The following is a 17351-nucleotide window of genomic DNA, read 5'->3' as shown; positions in this document are numbered from 1 at the left end:
GCGTGGCGCGCGTTCACGCCAGCGCTTGCTCCTCGCCAAGATCGGCCAGCGGATGCGCCTGCGCGCGCCACGGCGACGACAGGAAATGCCGCACGCGCTCTGGCCGCACTTCAGCCAGCGTCGCGGGTGCCCAGCGCGGCTTGCGGTCCTTGTCGACGAGATGCGCGCGCACGCCTTCGCTGAAATCGCCCTCTTCGATTGCCCGCGTGACGATGCCCAGTTCCATCCGGAAACATTCGGCGAGCGTCATCTGACGGCCGCGCAACAACGCGTCGCGCGTGACGTACAGCATGGTCGGCGAATGCGACGTCAGCGCTTCGTAGGTTGCCTGCAGCCATTGACGCACCTCACGCGAATGCTCGCGCTCCAGATCATGGCGCAGCGTCGCGACGATCCGCTCGACGCCCGAGCGCCGGTCGAAATGGCGCAAGATCAGCTGCGTGAACGCGCCGAGCCCCGCGTGCGGGACGATGTTGCACGGCGGCTCGAATACGGTGCGCAAAGCGCGCAGCAGCTCGTCGGCGGCGACGTCGGCCGTTGCGATGCGCAATAGACGTTCCTCGAACGTATCGAGCCATTCGGACGGCACGCACAGATCCGCCAGCTGGAAGCGCAATGCCTCCGCGCCCGACAGCGTCACGCCCGTCAGCCCGACATACAGTTCGATCTCGGCGGGCATCATGCTCAGAAAACGCGTTGCGCCGACGTCGGGCAGAAAGCCGATGCGCGTCTCGGGCATTGCGATCTTGGTTCGCTCGGTGACGATGCGCAGCCGCGCCGCCTGGCCAAGCCCCATGCCGCCGCCCATCGTGATGCCGTCGAGCAGCGCGACAACGGGCTTCGGGAAGGTATGCAGCGCGTAATCGAGCCGGTACTCGTCGATGAAGAACTGCTGCCAGTTCCTTTCGTTGCGCTGCCGCATGCCGAACAGCGCGCGCACGTCGCCACCCGCGCAGAAGCCTTTCGCGCCTGCGCCGCGCAGCACCACGGCGACGATCTCGCTATCGGTGCGGCAGCGCTCGACCAGCGCGGCCAGCTCGCGCACCATCTCGTGCGACAACGCGTTCAGCGCAGCCGGCCGGTTCAGCGTGACGATCGCGACGCGATTGACGACGCGAAACAGCACGTCGGGTTCGTGCATGCTTGCCTCTTTGAGAACAGCGCTCATCGCTGCGACTCCTTCGATTGCGCGCCTTGCCACTTCGGCGCGCGTTTTTCGAGGAACGCGTTGACGCCCTCGCGCTGATCGGCGCCGTCGAACAGATCGACGAAGCGCTCGCGCTCCACGGCCAGCGCCGCCGTGCGCGGCACGCCGTTGCGCGCCTGCTGGATCAGATCCTTGCTGAACGTGACGGCCTGCGGGCTCAAGCCCGCCACGCGCGCCGCCATCTGCAACGCGAATTCGCGCGCCGCGCCTCTTTCGACCACTTCTTCGACGAGCCCGATGCGCAGCGCCGTCGCTGCATCGACGCGTTCGCCTGTCAGCACGATGCGCTTCGCCCAGCCTTCGCCGACGAGCCACGGCAGCGTCTGTGTGCCGCAGCCGCACGGCAGCAGGCCAACGGCCGTTTCCGGCAACGCCATTACCGCGTGCTGCTCGGCGATGCGGATATCGCACGCGAGCGCGCATTCGAGCCCGCCGCCCATAGCATAGCCGTTGATCGCCGCGATCACGACGGGCCGCGCGTTTTGCAGCGTCTCGAACGCCGTGCCGAAGCGCGATGCTGCTTGTCGCGCGATTTCCTTGTTGCCGTCGGCGAAGGTGTTCAGATCGGCGCCCGCGCTGAAGAACTTCGGGCCGTCGCCCGTGATGACGATTGCGCGCACTTGCGCGTCGCCGTTCAGGCGTTCGATGGTGTGCTGCAGCTGCAATAGCCCTTCCGGCGTGAATGCGTTCGCTGGCGGGCGCTTCAGGGTCAGCACTGCGACGCTGCCGTCATGCGCGTAGTCGAGTTCGATCATTACACGTCTCCATCCTTGCGATACAGCTTGATCACCGCTGAGAAGTCGAGCTTGCCGGCGCCGTTCGTGCTCATGGTCTGATAGAGCTGTTGCGCGAGCGCGCCGAGGTAGACGGGTTGGCGCGCGAGTTTTGCGGCATCGGTGGCGAGGCCGAGGTCCTTGAGCATCAGGTCGGTGCCGAAGCCGCCTGTGTAGCCGCGTGTCGACGGCGCGGTGTCGATTACGCCGGGGAACGGGTTGTAGGTGTCCGAACTCCAGCAACGGCCCGTCGATGTGTTGATGATTTTGCCCAGTACCTGGGGGTCAATGCCGAGCTTTTCGCCGAGTGCCATCGCTTCTGACACGCCTGCCATCGTGATGCCTAGCACCAGGTTGTTGCAGATCTTTGCGACCTGGCCGGTCGAGGTTTCGCCGCAGTGGACTATGTTTTTGCCCATTGCTGAGAGGATTGGCTTTACCTGTTCGTAAGTTTCTGCGGTGCTGCCGACCATGAAGGTCAGTGTGCCGGATGTGGCGCCGCCTGTGCCGCCTGAGACTGGCGCGTCTACGAAGGTGTTTCCATTCTGTGTCGCCAGTTCGGCGAAAGTTTTTACGCTGGCTGGGTCGATTGTGCTCGAGTCGATGATCGTTATGTTCTTCGCGATGCCCGCGAGGATGCCTTCTTCGCCTGTTAGCACTGTTTTTACATGTGCTGCGGCTGGGAGCATCGTGATGACATATTCGACGTCCGTCGATGCTTCTTTTGGCGTTTTTGCTGTTTTTGCGCCTGCTTGTTGCAGGGTTTCTAACGCTTGCGTGTTCAGATCGAAAACTCTTAGGGCGTGGCCCGCCTTTAGCAGGTTTAGCGCCATCGGCGCGCCCATGTTGCCTAGTCCTATGAAGCCGATTTTCATGTTCGCTCCTGTGGTTTTGTCTGCGACTGCTATGGCGGTGTTTTGCTTTCTGCGCTGGCATCCGCGATTTGTTAGCTTGCTTCAAGCGTCGCCCCTGTGCGGGGCGGCACCTACTTTTCTTTGCCGCCGCAAAGAAAAGTAGGCAAAAGAAAGCGGCTAACACCGCCAACATTTCTTCTTGCCTGAGGGCCCCCGAAGGGTCTTACGCTTCACGCGGCAATCACGTGACTCATCTTTGTTGCCAGCGCTCTTGCGCTGCGCCTCACCCGCTTCACGCACCCGCGTTGCCGCACGCCGTGTCAGATATTCCACCGCCGCCCAGGTGGAAAACTGTGTGTAGGCCGTAGTACTCCACACGCCTCACTTCGGACCGATAGCGCACGCGTTCCACCATGTAAGAGCGCTAACGTATATGCCGCGACAACCTACGCACAGTTTGCCACCTGGGCGGCACTAACCGTTCGCTACCGTTAGCAGTTATGCGGGCGGTTGAAGCGGGTGAGGCGTTTATTCAAAGCGTTGGCAACGAACGTGGGTCACGTGATTGCCGTGTGAAGCGTAAGACCCTTCGGGGGCCCTCAGGAAAAAAACAAGAACTGGCGGTGTTAGCCGCTTTCTTTTGCCTACTTTTCTTTGCGGCGGCAAAGAAAAGTAGGTGCCGCCCCGCACAGGGGCGACGCGTGAACGGCAAACACCATAGCGCGGATGCCAGCGCAAACACAAGCAAACCAACCCGGCCGCGCCACGAAGACAAATCGCGGATGCCAACTCAAAAACAAGCACACCACCCAGCGTCGCAGACAAACAAAAACTTATCGAAGGCTAATGGTCGTATTCACACCATCACTGACAGTGGCATCATCAAACCACCTGGCCGTGACAGTCTTAGTCTGCGTATAAAACTGCACAACCTGCTTGCCATAGGGCCCAAGATCCCCAAGCTTCGACCCGCGAGACCCAGTAAAACTAAAAAACGGAACCGGCACGGGAATAGGAATATTGATCCCAACCTGCCCAACATCGATCTCGCTCTGAAACTTCCGCGCCGCCGCGCCGCTCTGCGTGAAGAGTCCGACGCCATTACCCATCGGATTGCTATTCACAAGCGCAATCGCGTCGTCCAGCGTCGGCACGGTCATCACACACAACACAGGCCCAAAGATCTCCGTCTTATAGACATCCATCTCGACCGAAACATCACTAAACACCGTCGGCCCGATGAAATTGCCAGCCTCGTAGCCAGGCACACCAACACCCCGCCCATCCAGCGCAAGCGTTGCGCCCTCTTTCACGCCCGCGTCGATCAGACGAAGAACACGCTCCTTCGCAGCACGCGAAACCACAGGCCCGATATCCGTGCCGGCCTCATGTCCGGCATTCACCTTCAACGTCTTCGCCTTCGCGACAAGCTCGGGCAACCACTCCTTCGACGACCCCACCAGTACCACCACCGATGTCGCCATACACCGCTGCCCCGCCGCGCCAAAGCCGGCACCCACCAGCGCATTCAACGTCTGCTCGCGGTTCGCATCAGGCAACACGACAGCGTGATTCTTCGCGCCCATCATCGATTGCACACGCTTGCCGTGCTGGCTGCCCAGGTTGTACACATGCGTGCCCACAGTCGTCGATCCAACAAACGAAATCGCCTTCACCAGCTCATGCGTGCACAACCCATCGACGACTTCCTTCCCGCCATGCACCACGTTCAGCACGCCCTTCGGCACGCCCGCTTCGATGGCCAGCTCGACCAGTTGCATCGTCGATAGCGGGTCCTGCTCCGACGGCTTCAGCACGAATGTGTTGCCGCATACGATCGCCATCGGGAACATCCACAGCGGAATCATCGCGGGGAAGTTGAACGGCGTAATGCCCGCGCAGACACCAATCGGTTGACGCAGCGTGTACGTGTCGACACTCCCCGCCACGTTCTCCGCGAACTCGCCCTGCTGCAACGTGCCGATCGAGCACGCATGCTCGACCACTTCGAGGCCGCGGAAAATGTCGCCTTCTGCATCGGGCAAAGTCTTGCCCTGCTCCGCCGTCAAGGTCTTCGCAATGCGCGGCATGTGCTCTCGAATCAGTGCCTGGTACTTCAGCATGATCCGCATGCGCGCGCCAATCGGCGTGTTCTTCCAGGTCGCAAATGCGGCATGCGCGGAACGGATCGCCGCGTCCACTTCCGCTTTCGTCGCGAACGGTACGCGCGCCAGCACTTCCTGCGTCGCCGGATTCACGATGTCGCGCCACTCGGTCGCGCTCGACTCGACAAATTCGCCGTTGATCAACAGCTTGACCGTGTCGACCTTGCGGTCAGCCAGAGTCGAAGGAATTGCGCTCATTCTGCATGTCTCCTGAAGTAGATATCGGTGGCTCGACTGTCGTTCAGTTCGGGCTCAGTTTCCGTTCCCATTGCGAAGCTCGGGGAAATCCTCTTCCCAGTACTCATCCTGCAGGCGCGCCGGCTCCGCCGTGCGCTCCAGTTCGCGCCGCCTTAGTTCGACGCGGCGAATCTTTCCGGAGATCGTCTTCGGTAAATCGCTGAATTGAAGGCGGCGAATGCGCTTGTACGGCGCGAGCTTTTCGCGCGAAAAGCGGAACACCTCGCGCGCGAGTTCGGGACCCGCTTCGAATCCATGTCGCACGGTCACGAATGCCTTCGGCACCGACAGACGCAGCGGATCGTTGCTCGGCACCACGGCCGCCTCGGCAATCGCTTCGTGCTCGATCAGCACGCTTTCGAGTTCGAACGGACTCAGCCGGTAATCGGACGACTTGAACACGTCGTCCGAGCGGCCGACGTACACGAGATAACCATCGTCGCGCCGCATCGCGACATCGGACGTGTGGTAGTAACCGTTGCGCATCGCGTGTTCGGTGGCCTTCGCGTTGTTCGCGTAGCCCGTCATCAGGCCCAGCGGACGGTGCGCGAGCGGCAGCGCGATTTCGCCTTCCGTCACGGGATGATCGTCCGCATCGACGAGTTCGACGCGGTAGCCCGGCAACGGACGCCCCATCGAACCCGGCACCACAGGCTGCCCCGGCGGGTTGCCGATCTGGCAGGTGGTTTCCGTCTGCCCGTAGCCATCGCGAATCACGATGTTCCAGGCATGCCGCACGCGTTCGATGATCTCCGGGTTCAGCGGCTCGCCTGCGCCGACGATCTCGCGCAGCTTCACGGGATACGACGCGAGCGGCTCCTGCACGAGCATGCGCCACACGGTGGGCGGCGCGCACAGCGTCGTGACGTTGTAGCGCACCAGGACGTCGAGCGTTTCTTTCGGCACGAAGCGCGCGAAGTTGTAGACGAACACGCACGCCTGCGCATTCCACGGCGCGAAGAAGCAGCTCCACGCGTGCTTCGCCCAGCCGGGCGAGCTGATGTTCCAGTGGATGTCGCCCGGTTGCAGGCCGATCCAGTACATCGTCGACAGATGGCCGACGGGATAGCTTTCGTGCGTGTGCTCGACCAGTTTCGGCTTCGACGTCGTGCCCGACGTGAAGTACAGCAGCATCGGATCGCTGGCGCGCGTGGCGCCGTCCGGCGTGAAGGTCGGCGACGATGCGTAGGCGGCTGCGATATCCGTCCAGCCTTCGCGCGGCGCGCCAACCGAGATCCGCTTCAACGGCGTATCGAGCGCGTCGAACTTGCCCGTCTCCGCGCTATCGACCACCACGAAATTCGCGCCGCCGATCTGCACGCGGTCGCGCACGTCGTCGGGCGACAGTTGCGTCGTGGCGGGCAGCACGATCGCACCGAGCTTCATCGCCGCGAGCATCACGTCCCACAGCTCGACGCGGTTCGGCAGCATCAACAACAGCCGGTCGCCGCGCCCCACGCCTAGCTCGCGCAGAAAATTCGCCATCCGCGACGAGCGCTCCGACATCTGCGCATACGAGAGCTTCAGCCCTTCTTGCGCCGGATCATCGACGATCCACAGCGCCGGGTTGTCGTTGCCTCTCGCGACGACGTCGAAATAGTCGAGCGCCCAGTTGAACTCCCCGAGTTCAGGCCATCTGAACTCGCTGTACGCGCGCTCATAGTCGGTGCGGTGGCGCAACAACAGGTCGCGCGCGTCGAAAAAGCTCTGGGCTGCCGTCATCGTCGTCTCCTGTCGACCAGAGTTGGCGCTTTAGCGCCTTACTCTGGTCCCATGGCAAGTCGGCCGGAGTTAGCGCTTTAGCGCTTACTCCGGTCCCTTGGCGAGTTGGCCCAGAGTTGGCGCTTTAGCGCCTTACTCTGGTCTCATCACTCTATTGGCGGATTATTCTGCGCTCAAACGTGCCGCGCGATAACCATTCTTTGTACTTCGCTCGTGCCTTCATAGATTTGCGTAATGCGGGCATCGCGATAATGCCGCTCGACGGCGTAGTCCTCCAGATACCCATAGCCGCCGTGAATCTGAATCGCCTTCGAGCAAACCTCTTCAGCCATCTCCGACGCATACAGCTTCGCCTGCGATGCCTCCGACAGACACGGCCGCCCCGCGCTGCGCAGCCGCGCCGCGTGATGCACGAGCAGGCGCGCGGCGTTCAGGCGCGTCGCCATGTCGGCGAGCATGTTGGCGATGGTCTGATGTTCCTTCAACGCCTTGCCGAACTGGATGCGCTCGTTCGCATACGCGCGGGCCGCATCGAACGCCGCGCGCGCAATGCCGATCGCCTGCGCCGCGATACCGATGCGTCCGCCTTCCAGATTCGACAGCGCGATGCGCAAGCCCTCGCCCGGCGCGCCAAGCAGATTCGCTTCGGGCACGGCGCAATCGTCGAGCGAGATCGGGCAGGTATCCGACGCGCGAATGCCGAGCTTGCTCTCGGGGCGCCCGACGTTGAAGCCCGGCGTATCCGTCGGCACGATAAAAGCCGAGATGCCGCGCTTGCCCGCGTCGGGATCAGTGACGGCGAACACGATCGCGATGCTGGCGCGCGCGCCGTTCGTCACGAACTGCTTGCTGCCGTTGATGACCCACTGGCCATCGCGCAGCACGGCGCGCGTGCGGATGTTGTTCGCTTCGCTGCCCGCATGCGGCTCGGTCAGGCAGAACGCGCCGATGCGCTTGCCCGTCGCGAGATCGGCGAGATAGCGGTCCTTTTGAGCGTCGGTGCCGAAGTTGAGGATCGGCCCGCAGCCGACCGAGTTGTGCACGCTCATCAGCGTCGCGCAGGCGGCGCAGCCGGCCGCGATCTCTTCGAGTGCGAGCGCATACGCGATGTAGTCGGTGTACGAGCCGCCCCATTCGGGCGGCACGATCATGCCGAGAAAGCCCAGCTCGCCCATCTGCCCGACGACTTCCGCAGGCAACTGACCTTCGCGGTCCCACTGCGCCGCGTTCGGCGCGAGGCGTTCGACCGAGAAGTCGCGCGCCGCGTCGCGGATCATCCGCTGCTCGTCGGTATAGAACTCGTCCATGTGTCTCGCTCCGTTTGTCTCTGCGCGCCTGCTGCACTGCACACACTGCGCGTCTGTTGGAACCCAGTGTAGGCGGCGCGAAAGCGGGATTCGATGCCGCGTCCGCTCAATTTTTGTGAGCGCATTTGCCATAACTGGATTTCGTGCGTGGCGCCGATGCGGCAGAATGGCGGTTCCGGCAGGCGCTCGCGGCAATTCACGTGAGCGCATTTGCCAGAATTCATGAAACGCCCACTTCCAGGCTGCGCGAGGAACCGCGACCGAATGAAAACCGAAAGAGGCACGATCTCCGTGAGTCTCGTCGAAGAGACGCTGGCGCTCGCCCGCGCGCGCGGCGTCGACCTGCAGCCGATCGTCGAGGCGGCGGGCATCGCGCCGCAGGTGCTCGCGAGCCCGAAGAGCCGCGTGACGCCGGCGCAATACGGCGCGCTGTGGGCCAACATCGCAAGAACGCTCGACGACGAGTTCTTCGGCCAGGATCCCCACGCGATGAAAAGCGGCAGCTTCATCGCCATGACGCAGACGGCGCTGACGGCGCGCAACGGCGGCCAGGCGCTCACGCGTGCCGTCAACTTCATGCGCCTCGTGCTCGACGACATGCGCGTGCAGATCGTCACGCGCGACGACCGCGTGCGCCTCGCATTCGCGCATCGCGACGGCGCGCCGCAGCCGGCCATGTTTGCTTACGCAACGTACTTCATCCTTGTCTACGGACTCGTATGCTGGCTGGTCGGGCGGCGCATCCCGCTGATCGAGGCGCGCTTCAGTTGCGCCGAGCCGCCCGCCGCGCACGAGTACCGGCTGATGTTCTGCGACGACCTGTCGTTCGGGCAGAGCGAGTCGTATGTCGATCTCGCGCCGGATTTTCTGGAACTGCCCGTCGTGCAGACCACAAGGTCCATCAAGCCGTTCCTGCGCGACGCGCCCGCGAGCTTCATCATCAAGTACCGCAATCCCGGCTCGCTCGCGGCGCGCGTGCGCAAGACGCTGCGCGCGCTGCCGATGTCCGCCTGGCCCGGCTCCGACGAGATGGCGCAGCGCCTGCACGTCGCCGAGGCGACGATGCGGCGTCATCTGAAGCAGGAAGGCTATACGTACCAGTCGATCAAGGACGACTTGCGGCGCGACATCGCGATTTCGCAGTTGCAGCGCGGCGGCCAGTCGGTCGCCGACATCGCGGCGACGCTCGGATTTGCCGAGCCGAGCGCGTTTCACCGGGCGTTTCGCAAATGGACGGGGATGCGGCCGGCGGATTATCGGGCGGTGAACGCGCATACGGCAGGCGCGCCCGCGGCGAACGCGGGTATCTCCCGCCGGGCGGAACGCGCCGAATCCGACTAAGCTTAAGACAGGCCAGCTCTTTTCAGGCCTGGCGCGCCGCCCTGCGAACGTGATCCGTCGCAGCGCGGCGCACCGGCCGTCGACGATGGGAACGTACCGGCTTCTACCGATCCGGCAAGCGGTTTCGCGACGCACGCCGCGCCGCGCGCGTGGCGCTTTCATGGCCGCCGCGCCCCGTGCCGCATGGGCTTACGCTCCGCGCGTCATCCCCGGCGCGGCGGGAAGGCTGTTGCAGCGCGCGTTGCTGCTCGTGCTGGCGTTCTGCGCCGCGGCAGCGTTTATGTCTTCCGCCCACTCCGCGCAATCCCCCGTTGCGCCCGGCAGCGTAGTAGTGATTCCCGTCGCAGGCGCAATCAGCCCCGCCACCGCCGATTTCATCGTGCGCGGCCTCGCCCGCGCCGCCGACGATCACGCCCAGCTCGCCGTCCTGCAGCTCGACACACCGGGTGGGCTCGACACGTCGATGCGGCAGATCATCAAGGCGATTCTCGCGTCGCCCATCCCCGTCGCGACGTATATCGCGCCAGGTGGCGCGCGCGCCGCGAGCGCGGGCACCTATATCACGTATGCAAGCCACATCGCGGCGATGGCGCCGGGCACCAACCTCGGCGCAGCGTCGCCCGTGCAGTTGGGCATCGGCGGCCAGGATGCGCCGAAACCCGGCCAGCCGCCCGCGTTGCCAGGCGCGACGCCCGCGTCCGGCCCGGCCCAGAAGGACAACGCCGCATCCGGCGCGCTCCCGCTCGACAGTCAATCGACCGAGCTGCGCAAGCAGCTTCAGGATGCGCAGGCTTATATACGCGGCCTCGCGCAACTGCGCGGCCGCAACGTCGACTGGGCCGAGCGCGCGGTGCGCGAAGCCGTGAGCCTGTCGGCACGCGACGCGCTCGAGCAGAAGGTCGTCGACCTGATTGCGCGCGATATTCCCGACCTGCTCAGGCAGCTCGACGGCCGCACGTACGACACGGCCGCCGGCGCGAAGCATCTGACGACGGCGCACGCGACCGTCGTGACGCTCGAGGCGGACTGGCGCAGCCGCTTCCTCGCCGTCATCACCGATCCGAACGTGGCCTTGATCTTGCTGATGATCGGGATGTATGGCCTGTTCTTCGAGTTCGCGAATCCCGGCTTCGTGCTGCCCGGCGTGGCGGGCGCGATCAGCCTGCTGCTGGGTCTGTTCGCGCTGCAATTGCTGCCCGTCAATTACGTGGGTCTCGGTCTGATCTTCCTCGGCCTGGCGTTTCTGATTGCCGAAGCCTTCCTGCCGACTTTCGGCACGCTTGGCTTTGGCGGCATCGTCGCGTTTGCGATCGGCGCGCTGATGTTGATCGATACCGACGTGCCCGGCTACGGCGTGCCGCTGCCGATGATCGCCGCCGTCATTGTGTTCAGCGTGCTGTTTATCTTCGGCGTGTCGGGGATGGTGCTGCGCTCGCGGCGGCGGCCCGTAGTGACGGGCGCCGAGGCGATGATCGGCAGCATGGGCGTGGTGCTGGACGACGGGCTCGTCGCCGATACGGCGCAAGGCCGCGCCGATGGCCTGCAGGACAGCCAGCCTGGCAGTCTGCCTAACAGCGCGCTCGACAGCCTTCTGCACGGCGAGCCTGACCGCGTCGGCTGGGCGCGCGTGCATGGCGAACGCTGGCGCGTGCGCAGCACCTCGCCGCTTGCGGCGGGCCACGCCGTGCGCGTGACGGGGCGGCGCGGCCTGATGCTTACCGTGGTTCCCGCAAGCAACCCATCACAAGAGGGAGAACACACATGATCGGTTTCACTTTTGGCTTCGGCAGCATCCTGATTCTTCTGGTGATCGTGCTGGTCGCTTCGGCGGTGCGCGTGTTTCGCGAGTACGAGCGCGGCGTGGTGTTCATGCTCGGCCGCTTCTGGAAGGTCAAGGGACCGGGTCTCGTGCTGATCATTCCCGTCGTGCAGCAGGTGGTGCGGATGGATCTGCGCACCGTCGTGTTCGACGTGCCGCCGCAGGACGTGATCACGCGCGACAACGTGTCCGTCAAGGTCAATGCCGTCGTGTACTTTCGCGTCGTCGATCCGGAGCGCGCGGTGATTCAGGTCGCGCGCTACTTCGAAGCGACCAGCCAGCTGTCGCAGACCACCTTGCGCGCAGTGCTCGGCAAGCATGAACTCGACGAACTGCTGTCCGAGCGCGAGCAGCTCAATACCGACATCCAGCGCGTGCTCGATGCGCAGACGGATGCGTGGGGTATCAAGGTATCGAATGTCGAGATCAAGCATGTCGATATCAACGAGACGATGATCCGCGCGATTGCGCGTCAGGCGGAAGCCGAGCGCGAGCGCCGCGCAAAGATCATTCATGCCGAAGGCGAGCTGCAGGCGTCGGAGAAATTGCTGCAGGCGGCACAGATGCTTGCGCAACAACCGCAGGCGATGACATTGCGGTATTTGCAGACACTGACAACCATTGCCGCCGACAAGAATTCGACCATCGTGTTTCCGTTACCCGTCGATCTGTTGACGGCCGTGATCGATCGGATAGGCAAGCCTTCTCAGCATATGGGTTAGGCGACGGATATCCGTGCGAATCCCGTTCAAAGGTTCGAACGCGAACTCGCTTGAGGCATGCATGAACCACGCCTCGAGCGCGGCCATAGATGCAAACTGAGCAATGGTTCATTTCAGTTACGAGCCTTACTCATTGCGAATACAGAACCTAGAATAAAAGGGTCATCCTAACTTTTCAGGCCCTTGCCATGAAGCTGATTCCTCGTATGGTTCTGGGCGCGCTTATCGGCGTAGCAGCCGTATCGTCCGCATTTGCGCAGACGTCGCGCGTCTATGATCAGAACACACCCAAGACCCGCGCCGAAGTGAAAGCGGATCTCGTCGAATGGCGCAAAGCGGGCTACGATCCGCTCGACTGGATCAACTACCCAGCCAATGCGATCGCAGCTGGCCGCATCGTCGCGCAACGCCGCGCGCAGGCTCAAGGCACGCAACAGTAATATCGATGGATGCGTGACGCGCTCATTCAACGCGCGTTTCGCATTGCATTGTCCGTTGAAATGCGTTCAACGCGACTTCGCGCGCGGCCTTTGTCATGACATTGCGCACGGCCGCTTTCGGCGCGCTTCCTTCCTTTCCGCTCCCCTTGTAATCCAGCCTGATGCGCCGCGTCAGGTATCATCACGCCCCTTCGCCAGCAAAACGCATCTGGGCGCCGCCGGTTGCCGCGGTGCAACGTGCACACGTCCCGAGTGTTGCATGGGCTCCACGCGCGCGCGGCAAATGCGGTATTTACTGACCAATCGTGATTAAATCCGCCCGTGGCGTCATGATGGCCGATGCGGCGGGGAAGCCCGCCTGCGTCGCCATGCGGGACGGGACGCCATCGCGCGGTAGAAGACGCGCCGAAACAGGCAGAGACAGGCAGCACGACAAGCAGTGACCAACGACATTTCAAACGACGAGAGACTCGGCTCATGGACTCCGTAAAACGGTATTTCGGCTTTGACGAAGCGGGCACGACCCTGCGCGTGGAAGTGCTGGCAGGCGTCACCACCTTCCTCACAATGGCCTACATCATCTTCGTCAACCCGGCGATTCTCGGCGATGCGGGCATGCCCAAAGACTCGGTGTTCGTTGCGACCTGCCTCGTGGCGGCGCTCGCCTCGCTCATCATGGGCTTCTACGCGAACTACCCGATTGCGTGCGCGCCGGGCATGGGCCTGAATGCGTACTTCGCGTACACGGTCGTCAAGGGGATGGGGTTCACGTGGCAGGCTGCGCTCGGCGCGGTCTTTATCTCCGGCTGCCTGTTCCTGATCGTCACGCTGTTCCGCGTGCGCGAGGTGATCGTCAACGGCATTCCGCATTCGATTCGCGTCGCGATCACGGGCGGCATCGGCCTCTTTCTCGCGATTATCTCGTTGAAGGCGGCGGGCATCGTGACGGGCAGTCCGGCGACGCTCGTCACGCTCGGCAACCTGCACGATCCGCATGTGGTGCTGGCGATCATCGGCTTCTTCGCGATCGTCATGCTGGATGTTCTGCGCGTGCGCGGGGCGATTTTGATCGGTATTGTCGGCGTGACGATTTTGAGCTTCTTCTTCGGCGGCAACCAGTTTCACGGCATCGTGTCCGTGCCGCCGTCGATCTCGCCGACGCTGTTCCAGCTCGATGTGAAGGCCGCGTTGTCGACGGGCGTGCTGAATGTGATTCTGGTGTTCTTTCTCGTCGAACTGTTCGATGCGACGGGCACGCTGATGGGTGTCGCGAATCGCGCGGGGTTGCTTGTGCATGGCAAGATGCACCGTTTGAATCGCGCGCTGCTTGCGGATAGTACGGCGATCCTCGCTGGGTCGCTGCTGGGTACGTCGTCGACGACGGCTTATATCGAAAGCGCTTCGGGTGTTCAGGCGGGTGGGCGTACGGGTGTTACCGCGATTACCGTTGCTGTGCTGTTTTTGCTGGCGCTGTTCTTTGCGCCGCTGGCGGGGGTTGTGCCGGGTTATGCCACGGCGCCGGCTTTGTTGTATGTGTCGTGTCTCATGCTGCGGGAGATGGCCGACTTGCCTTGGGACGATGCTACTGAAGTCGTGCCTGCTGCACTTACCGCTCTTATGATGCCGTTCACCTATTCCATTGCGAATGGGGTGGCGTTTGGGTTTATTTCTTATGCTGGGCTTAAGTTGCTCACTGGGCGCGCGCGGCAGGTGAAACTCGTTGTCTGGATTATTGCTGCTGTGTTTTTGTTTCGGTTTTTTTATCTTGGGTCGGAGTGAGGTTTCTGGCTTTTTTTGTCTGCGACGCTGGTGAGTGTTTGCGTTTTCGCTGGCATCCTCGGTTTGACTTTGTGGCGCAGCCGGTTTGGTTTTCTAGCGCTTGCGCTGGCATCCGCGCTACGGTGTTCGCCGTTCACGCGTCGCCCCTGTGCGGGGCGGCACCTACTTTTCTTTGCCGCCGCAAAGAAAAGTAGGCAAAAGAAAGCGGCTCACACCGCCAACATTTCTTCTTGCCTGAGGGCCCCCAACGGGTCTTACGCTTCACACGGCAATCACGTGACTCATGCTTGTTGCCAACGCTCTGGATGTGCGCCTCACCCGCTTCACGCACCCGCGTTGCGGCACGCCGTTCCAGATATTCCACCGCCACCCAGGTGGCAAACTGTGTGTAGGCCGTAGTGCCTCGCACGCCTCACTTCGAACCAATAGCGCATGCGTGCCGCGATGTAAGAGCGCTACCCTGTACGACGCGACAACCTACACACAGTTTGCCACCTGGGCGGCACGTACCATTCGCTGCCGCTGGCCCGAGTACGGGTATTCGAAGCGGGTGAGGCGCACATTCAAAGCGTTGGCAACGCACGCAAACAGAAAGGCTGCCGTGTGAAGTGTGGGGACGTTGGGGCCCCGTGGATAAGAACATGGGCTGGCGGTGTTAGCCGCTTTCTTTTGCCTACTTTTCTTTGCGGCGGCAAAGAAAAGTAGGTGCCGCCCCGCACAGGGGCGACGCTTGAAGCACGATAACAAATCGCGGATGCCAGCGCCGAGGCAAAAGAACCAACCGCTTGCGCAGCAAACACCGTAGCGCGGATGCCAGCGCAAAAGCTAGAACAACCAAACCGACCGCACCACGAAGGCTCATGCCAGCGCAAAGACCCAAACGGCATCGCCGCACCGCAGGTCCCGTTCGCAGACGAAAAAAAACAAAAGCAAAACCAAAAACAAAACCCTTGCCCCCATCCCCGTTGCACCGCACAATCCCCACTCAAACCCCATCTTCTGGTGCCACCCATGGCATACGCCTCCTTCGCTACCGGCGTGCTGCTCGCGGCCGGCTACGGATCGCGCTTCGACCCGGAAGGCATCCACAATAAACTCCTCGCCCGCCTGCCCGACGGCACCCCCGTCGCTTTCGAATCCGCGCATCGCCTGCTGCTGGTCGTCCCGCACGTCATCGCGATCGTGCGCCCCGGCTCGGAGATGCTCGCCCGCGTGCTCAATGACGCCGGCTGTCACGTCATCTTTTCCGCCGACGCCGAGCGCGGCATGGGCGCAAGCCTCGCCGCCGGCATCGAAGCGAGCGACGACGCCGACGGCTGGATCGTCGCGCTCGCCGACATGCCCCGTATCGCCACGCCAACCATCGAAGCCGTCGCGCGCGCAGTCGACGACGGCGCGTCCATCGTCGCGCCCTACTATCAGGGACAGCGCGGCCATCCCGTCGGCTTCAGCATCGAGCATCGCGAGGCGCTGCTCACGCTCGATGGTGACACCGGCGCGCGCGCACTCTTCGCAACGCATCCCGTGAAGCGCATCGAAGTCGACGATCCGGGCGTGCTCAGCGATATCGACACGCCCGAAGACCTGCGCAACGTCTAGTCTCCTCGCGCTCACACCTTTGACATATCCGCGCGCTTGAATCGTAAACACGCCGCCGCGCACGGTGAGAACATCCGGGAGCGCGACGCCGGTCGAGGTGAGCCGATACGGGAACCATCGCTCGATCATGCGCTCGCAGGCACGGCGCTTGCGCGCTGCTGCACCGCGAAAACCGGCGAGCACGCATCGCATCGTTGGTCTAAGCTGTCCACGATGCCGCGCGCCGCCTTGGTGCGCGCCGCCAATGCGCATCACACCGCCCGGCGCCCGTCCCGTATCCTGCCCAGGATCTCATGAGCGAAACCAGCCCGCGTCTGTTCATCGTGTCGCCGCATTTCGACGACGCCGTCTTCGGTTGCGGCGCACTGCTCGCCGCGCATCCCGATGCCGCCGTCTGCACCGTGTTCGCCGCGCCGCCCGCACAGGACATGCAAACCGAATGGGACCAGAAGGCAGGCTTCGCGAGCGCGTACGAATCGATCCACGCGCGCACGCTCGAAGATAACAACGCGCTCGCCGTGCTCGACGCCATCCCTCTGCGGCTGCCGTTTCGCGACGCGCAATACGGCGATTCGCCGTCGATCGCCAGGCTCGCCGCCGCGCTGGAGGAAGCGATCTATGGCTCGACGTCGAACACGCTGTTGATGCCGCTCGGCCTCTTTCACGACGATCACGGCCGCGTGTTCGAAGCGTGTTGCGAGATTCTGCCCCGCATGTCGCACCTCGAATGGTTCGCGTACGAGGAAGCGATCTATCGTCCGATGCCGGGGCTCGTCCAGCAGCGGCTCGTCGATCTGGCCGGGCGCGGCATCGTCGCGACGCCCGCCAGCCCCGCTGTGGAACACGCGCTCGACCGCGAGCGCCAGGCGCTGCTCAAGCGCGAAGCCGTGTCCGCGTACGAGAGCCAGTTGCGCGCGTTCGGGCCGCACGGCTACGACGACGTGTACGCCGCGGAGCGCTACTGGCGGCTGACAGTCGACCGGCAGCGCGCCCGCAGAACGGGGCACTGAGCCGTATCGACCCGCGTTGAACCGCGCCAAACCACGTTGAAGCGTTGCGGCAGGCGATCACGCCAGCAGTCTTCGCGGTCATCGCCTACGCTAGTGTAAGCAGGACGCTTCGTACCTTGCCGCGAGAGCAGCGCGCATGCGTCCACCGCCGGTTGCCGCATAGGCCACATAGGCCGTATCGACCGCATCGACCACAACGCCACGAGGTCACACCATGCACACCAGTCCGATTCCCGACCCGAACGCCGATCCGACGCGAGACCCCGAAGGGGATCCGCTCACGCCGCCGTCGCCGGGTCATCACAACGACGAGCCACAGCGTCCCGAAGGCCCGCCCGACAAGGACCCCGTAGTTCGATGACAATCGCGTGACGCG

Annotated in this window: 14 protein-coding genes; 8 read left to right on the top strand and 6 right to left on the bottom strand. The window is 63.3% G+C overall.

Features of this window, described 5'->3' with window-relative positions:
* Nucleotides 1-13: 13 nt before the first annotated feature.
* The 6 genes from SB822_RS32635 to SB822_RS32610 all read right to left on the bottom strand — a co-directional run bounded on the left by SB822_RS32635 (nt 14) and on the right by SB822_RS32610 (nt 8265).
* Nucleotides 14-1168, bottom strand: coding sequence for an enoyl-CoA hydratase/isomerase family protein (locus SB822_RS32635; RefSeq protein ID WP_009771229.1), 1155 nt, complete (start codon nt 1166-1168; stop codon nt 14-16).
* Entirely contained in the window at nt 1165-1962 is a 798-nt protein-coding gene (locus SB822_RS32630) for an enoyl-CoA hydratase (protein WP_410856482.1), read from the bottom strand. Before SB822_RS32630 ends, SB822_RS32635 begins: the two co-directional genes overlap by 4 nt.
* A complete protein-coding gene (gene mmsB, locus SB822_RS32625; RefSeq protein WP_410856481.1) occupies nt 1962-2855 on the bottom strand; it encodes a 3-hydroxyisobutyrate dehydrogenase in 894 nt (297 codons plus the stop codon). Before mmsB ends, SB822_RS32630 begins: the two co-directional genes overlap by 1 nt.
* Nucleotides 2856-3667: 812 nt before the next feature.
* Nucleotides 3668-5197, bottom strand: coding sequence for a CoA-acylating methylmalonate-semialdehyde dehydrogenase (locus SB822_RS32620; RefSeq protein ID WP_086919356.1), 1530 nt, complete (start codon nt 5195-5197; stop codon nt 3668-3670).
* Between the two features lie 54 nt (nt 5198-5251).
* Entirely contained in the window at nt 5252-6958 is a 1707-nt protein-coding gene (locus SB822_RS32615; protein WP_114222810.1) for an AMP-binding protein, read from the bottom strand.
* Nucleotides 6959-7131: 173 nt separating this feature from the next.
* A complete protein-coding gene (locus tag SB822_RS32610; RefSeq protein WP_114221685.1) occupies nt 7132-8265 on the bottom strand; it encodes an acyl-CoA dehydrogenase family protein in 1134 nt (377 codons plus the stop codon).
* 264 nt (nt 8266-8529) lie between these two features.
* On the opposite strand from SB822_RS32610, the gene SB822_RS32605 reads away from it, so the two are divergent.
* The 8 genes from SB822_RS32605 (at nt 8530) to SB822_RS32570 (ending at nt 17336) form a co-directional block, all read left to right on the top strand.
* Nucleotides 8530-9606 carry an AraC family transcriptional regulator gene (locus SB822_RS32605; RefSeq protein ID WP_007746092.1) on the top strand — a complete coding sequence of 359 codons (1077 nt, stop codon included), beginning with the start codon at nt 8530-8532 and terminating at the stop codon, nt 9604-9606.
* A gap of 85 nt (nt 9607-9691) precedes the next feature.
* Nucleotides 9692-11371, top strand: coding sequence for an NfeD family protein (locus SB822_RS32600; protein ID WP_410856497.1), 1680 nt, complete (start codon nt 9692-9694; stop codon nt 11369-11371).
* Nucleotides 11368-12147, top strand: coding sequence for a slipin family protein (locus SB822_RS32595; RefSeq protein WP_007746090.1), 780 nt, complete (start codon nt 11368-11370; stop codon nt 12145-12147). Before SB822_RS32600 ends, SB822_RS32595 begins: the two co-directional genes overlap by 4 nt.
* 188 nt (nt 12148-12335) lie before the next feature.
* Nucleotides 12336-12587 carry a DUF4148 domain-containing protein gene (locus tag SB822_RS32590; RefSeq protein ID WP_039902891.1) on the top strand — a complete coding sequence of 84 codons (252 nt, stop codon included), beginning with the start codon at nt 12336-12338 and terminating at the stop codon, nt 12585-12587.
* Nucleotides 12588-13064: 477 nt separating this feature from the next.
* Complete coding sequence (locus tag SB822_RS32585; RefSeq protein ID WP_007746087.1) at nt 13065-14366, top strand: NCS2 family permease; 1302 nt, start codon at nt 13065-13067, stop codon at nt 14364-14366.
* 1011 nt (nt 14367-15377) lie between these two features.
* Nucleotides 15378-15965 (top strand): NTP transferase domain-containing protein, encoded by a 588-nt coding sequence (locus SB822_RS32580; RefSeq protein WP_410856480.1) that lies wholly within the window; start codon nt 15378-15380, stop codon nt 15963-15965.
* A 293-nt stretch (nt 15966-16258) separates the two neighbouring features.
* Entirely contained in the window at nt 16259-16975 is a 717-nt protein-coding gene (locus SB822_RS32575; RefSeq protein WP_410856479.1) for a PIG-L family deacetylase, read from the top strand.
* 214 nt (nt 16976-17189) lie between these two features.
* The gene (locus tag SB822_RS32570) at nt 17190-17336 is read left to right on the top strand and encodes a hypothetical protein (protein ID WP_007744312.1); all 147 of its coding nucleotides are present in this window, start codon (nt 17190-17192) and stop codon (nt 17334-17336) included.
* Nucleotides 17337-17351 lie beyond the last annotated feature (15 nt).

Source organism: Paraburkholderia sp. SIMBA_054 (assembly GCF_046534875.1).
GTDB lineage: Bacteria > Pseudomonadota > Gammaproteobacteria > Burkholderiales > Burkholderiaceae > Paraburkholderia > Paraburkholderia hospita.
This window is presented reverse-complemented; position numbering and strand designations above follow the sequence as displayed.

Coding starts and splice junctions, on each gene's coding strand:
- SB822_RS32575 (WP_410856479.1), top strand. CDS start 16,259: ATGAGCGAAACCAGCCCGCGTCTGTTCATCGTGTCGCCGCATTTCGAC.
- SB822_RS32590 (WP_039902891.1), top strand. CDS start 12,336: ATGAAGCTGATTCCTCGTATGGTTCTGGGCGCGCTTATCGGCGTAGCA.
- SB822_RS32570 (WP_007744312.1), top strand. CDS start 17,190: ATGCACACCAGTCCGATTCCCGACCCGAACGCCGATCCGACGCGAGAC.
- mmsB (WP_410856481.1), bottom strand. CDS start 2,855: ATGAAAATCGGCTTCATAGGACTAGGCAACATGGGCGCGCCGATGGCG.
- SB822_RS32620 (WP_086919356.1), bottom strand. CDS start 5,197: ATGAGCGCAATTCCTTCGACTCTGGCTGACCGCAAGGTCGACACGGTC.
- SB822_RS32615 (WP_114222810.1), bottom strand. CDS start 6,958: ATGACGGCAGCCCAGAGCTTTTTCGACGCGCGCGACCTGTTGTTGCGC.
- SB822_RS32580 (WP_410856480.1), top strand. CDS start 15,378: ATGGCATACGCCTCCTTCGCTACCGGCGTGCTGCTCGCGGCCGGCTAC.
- SB822_RS32585 (WP_007746087.1), top strand. CDS start 13,065: ATGGACTCCGTAAAACGGTATTTCGGCTTTGACGAAGCGGGCACGACC.
- SB822_RS32610 (WP_114221685.1), bottom strand. CDS start 8,265: ATGGACGAGTTCTATACCGACGAGCAGCGGATGATCCGCGACGCGGCG.
- SB822_RS32605 (WP_007746092.1), top strand. CDS start 8,530: ATGAAAACCGAAAGAGGCACGATCTCCGTGAGTCTCGTCGAAGAGACG.
- SB822_RS32600 (WP_410856497.1), top strand. CDS start 9,692: ATGGGAACGTACCGGCTTCTACCGATCCGGCAAGCGGTTTCGCGACGC.
- SB822_RS32635 (WP_009771229.1), bottom strand. CDS start 1,168: ATGAGCGCTGTTCTCAAAGAGGCAAGCATGCACGAACCCGACGTGCTG.
- SB822_RS32630 (WP_410856482.1), bottom strand. CDS start 1,962: ATGATCGAACTCGACTACGCGCATGACGGCAGCGTCGCAGTGCTGACC.
- SB822_RS32595 (WP_007746090.1), top strand. CDS start 11,368: ATGATCGGTTTCACTTTTGGCTTCGGCAGCATCCTGATTCTTCTGGTG.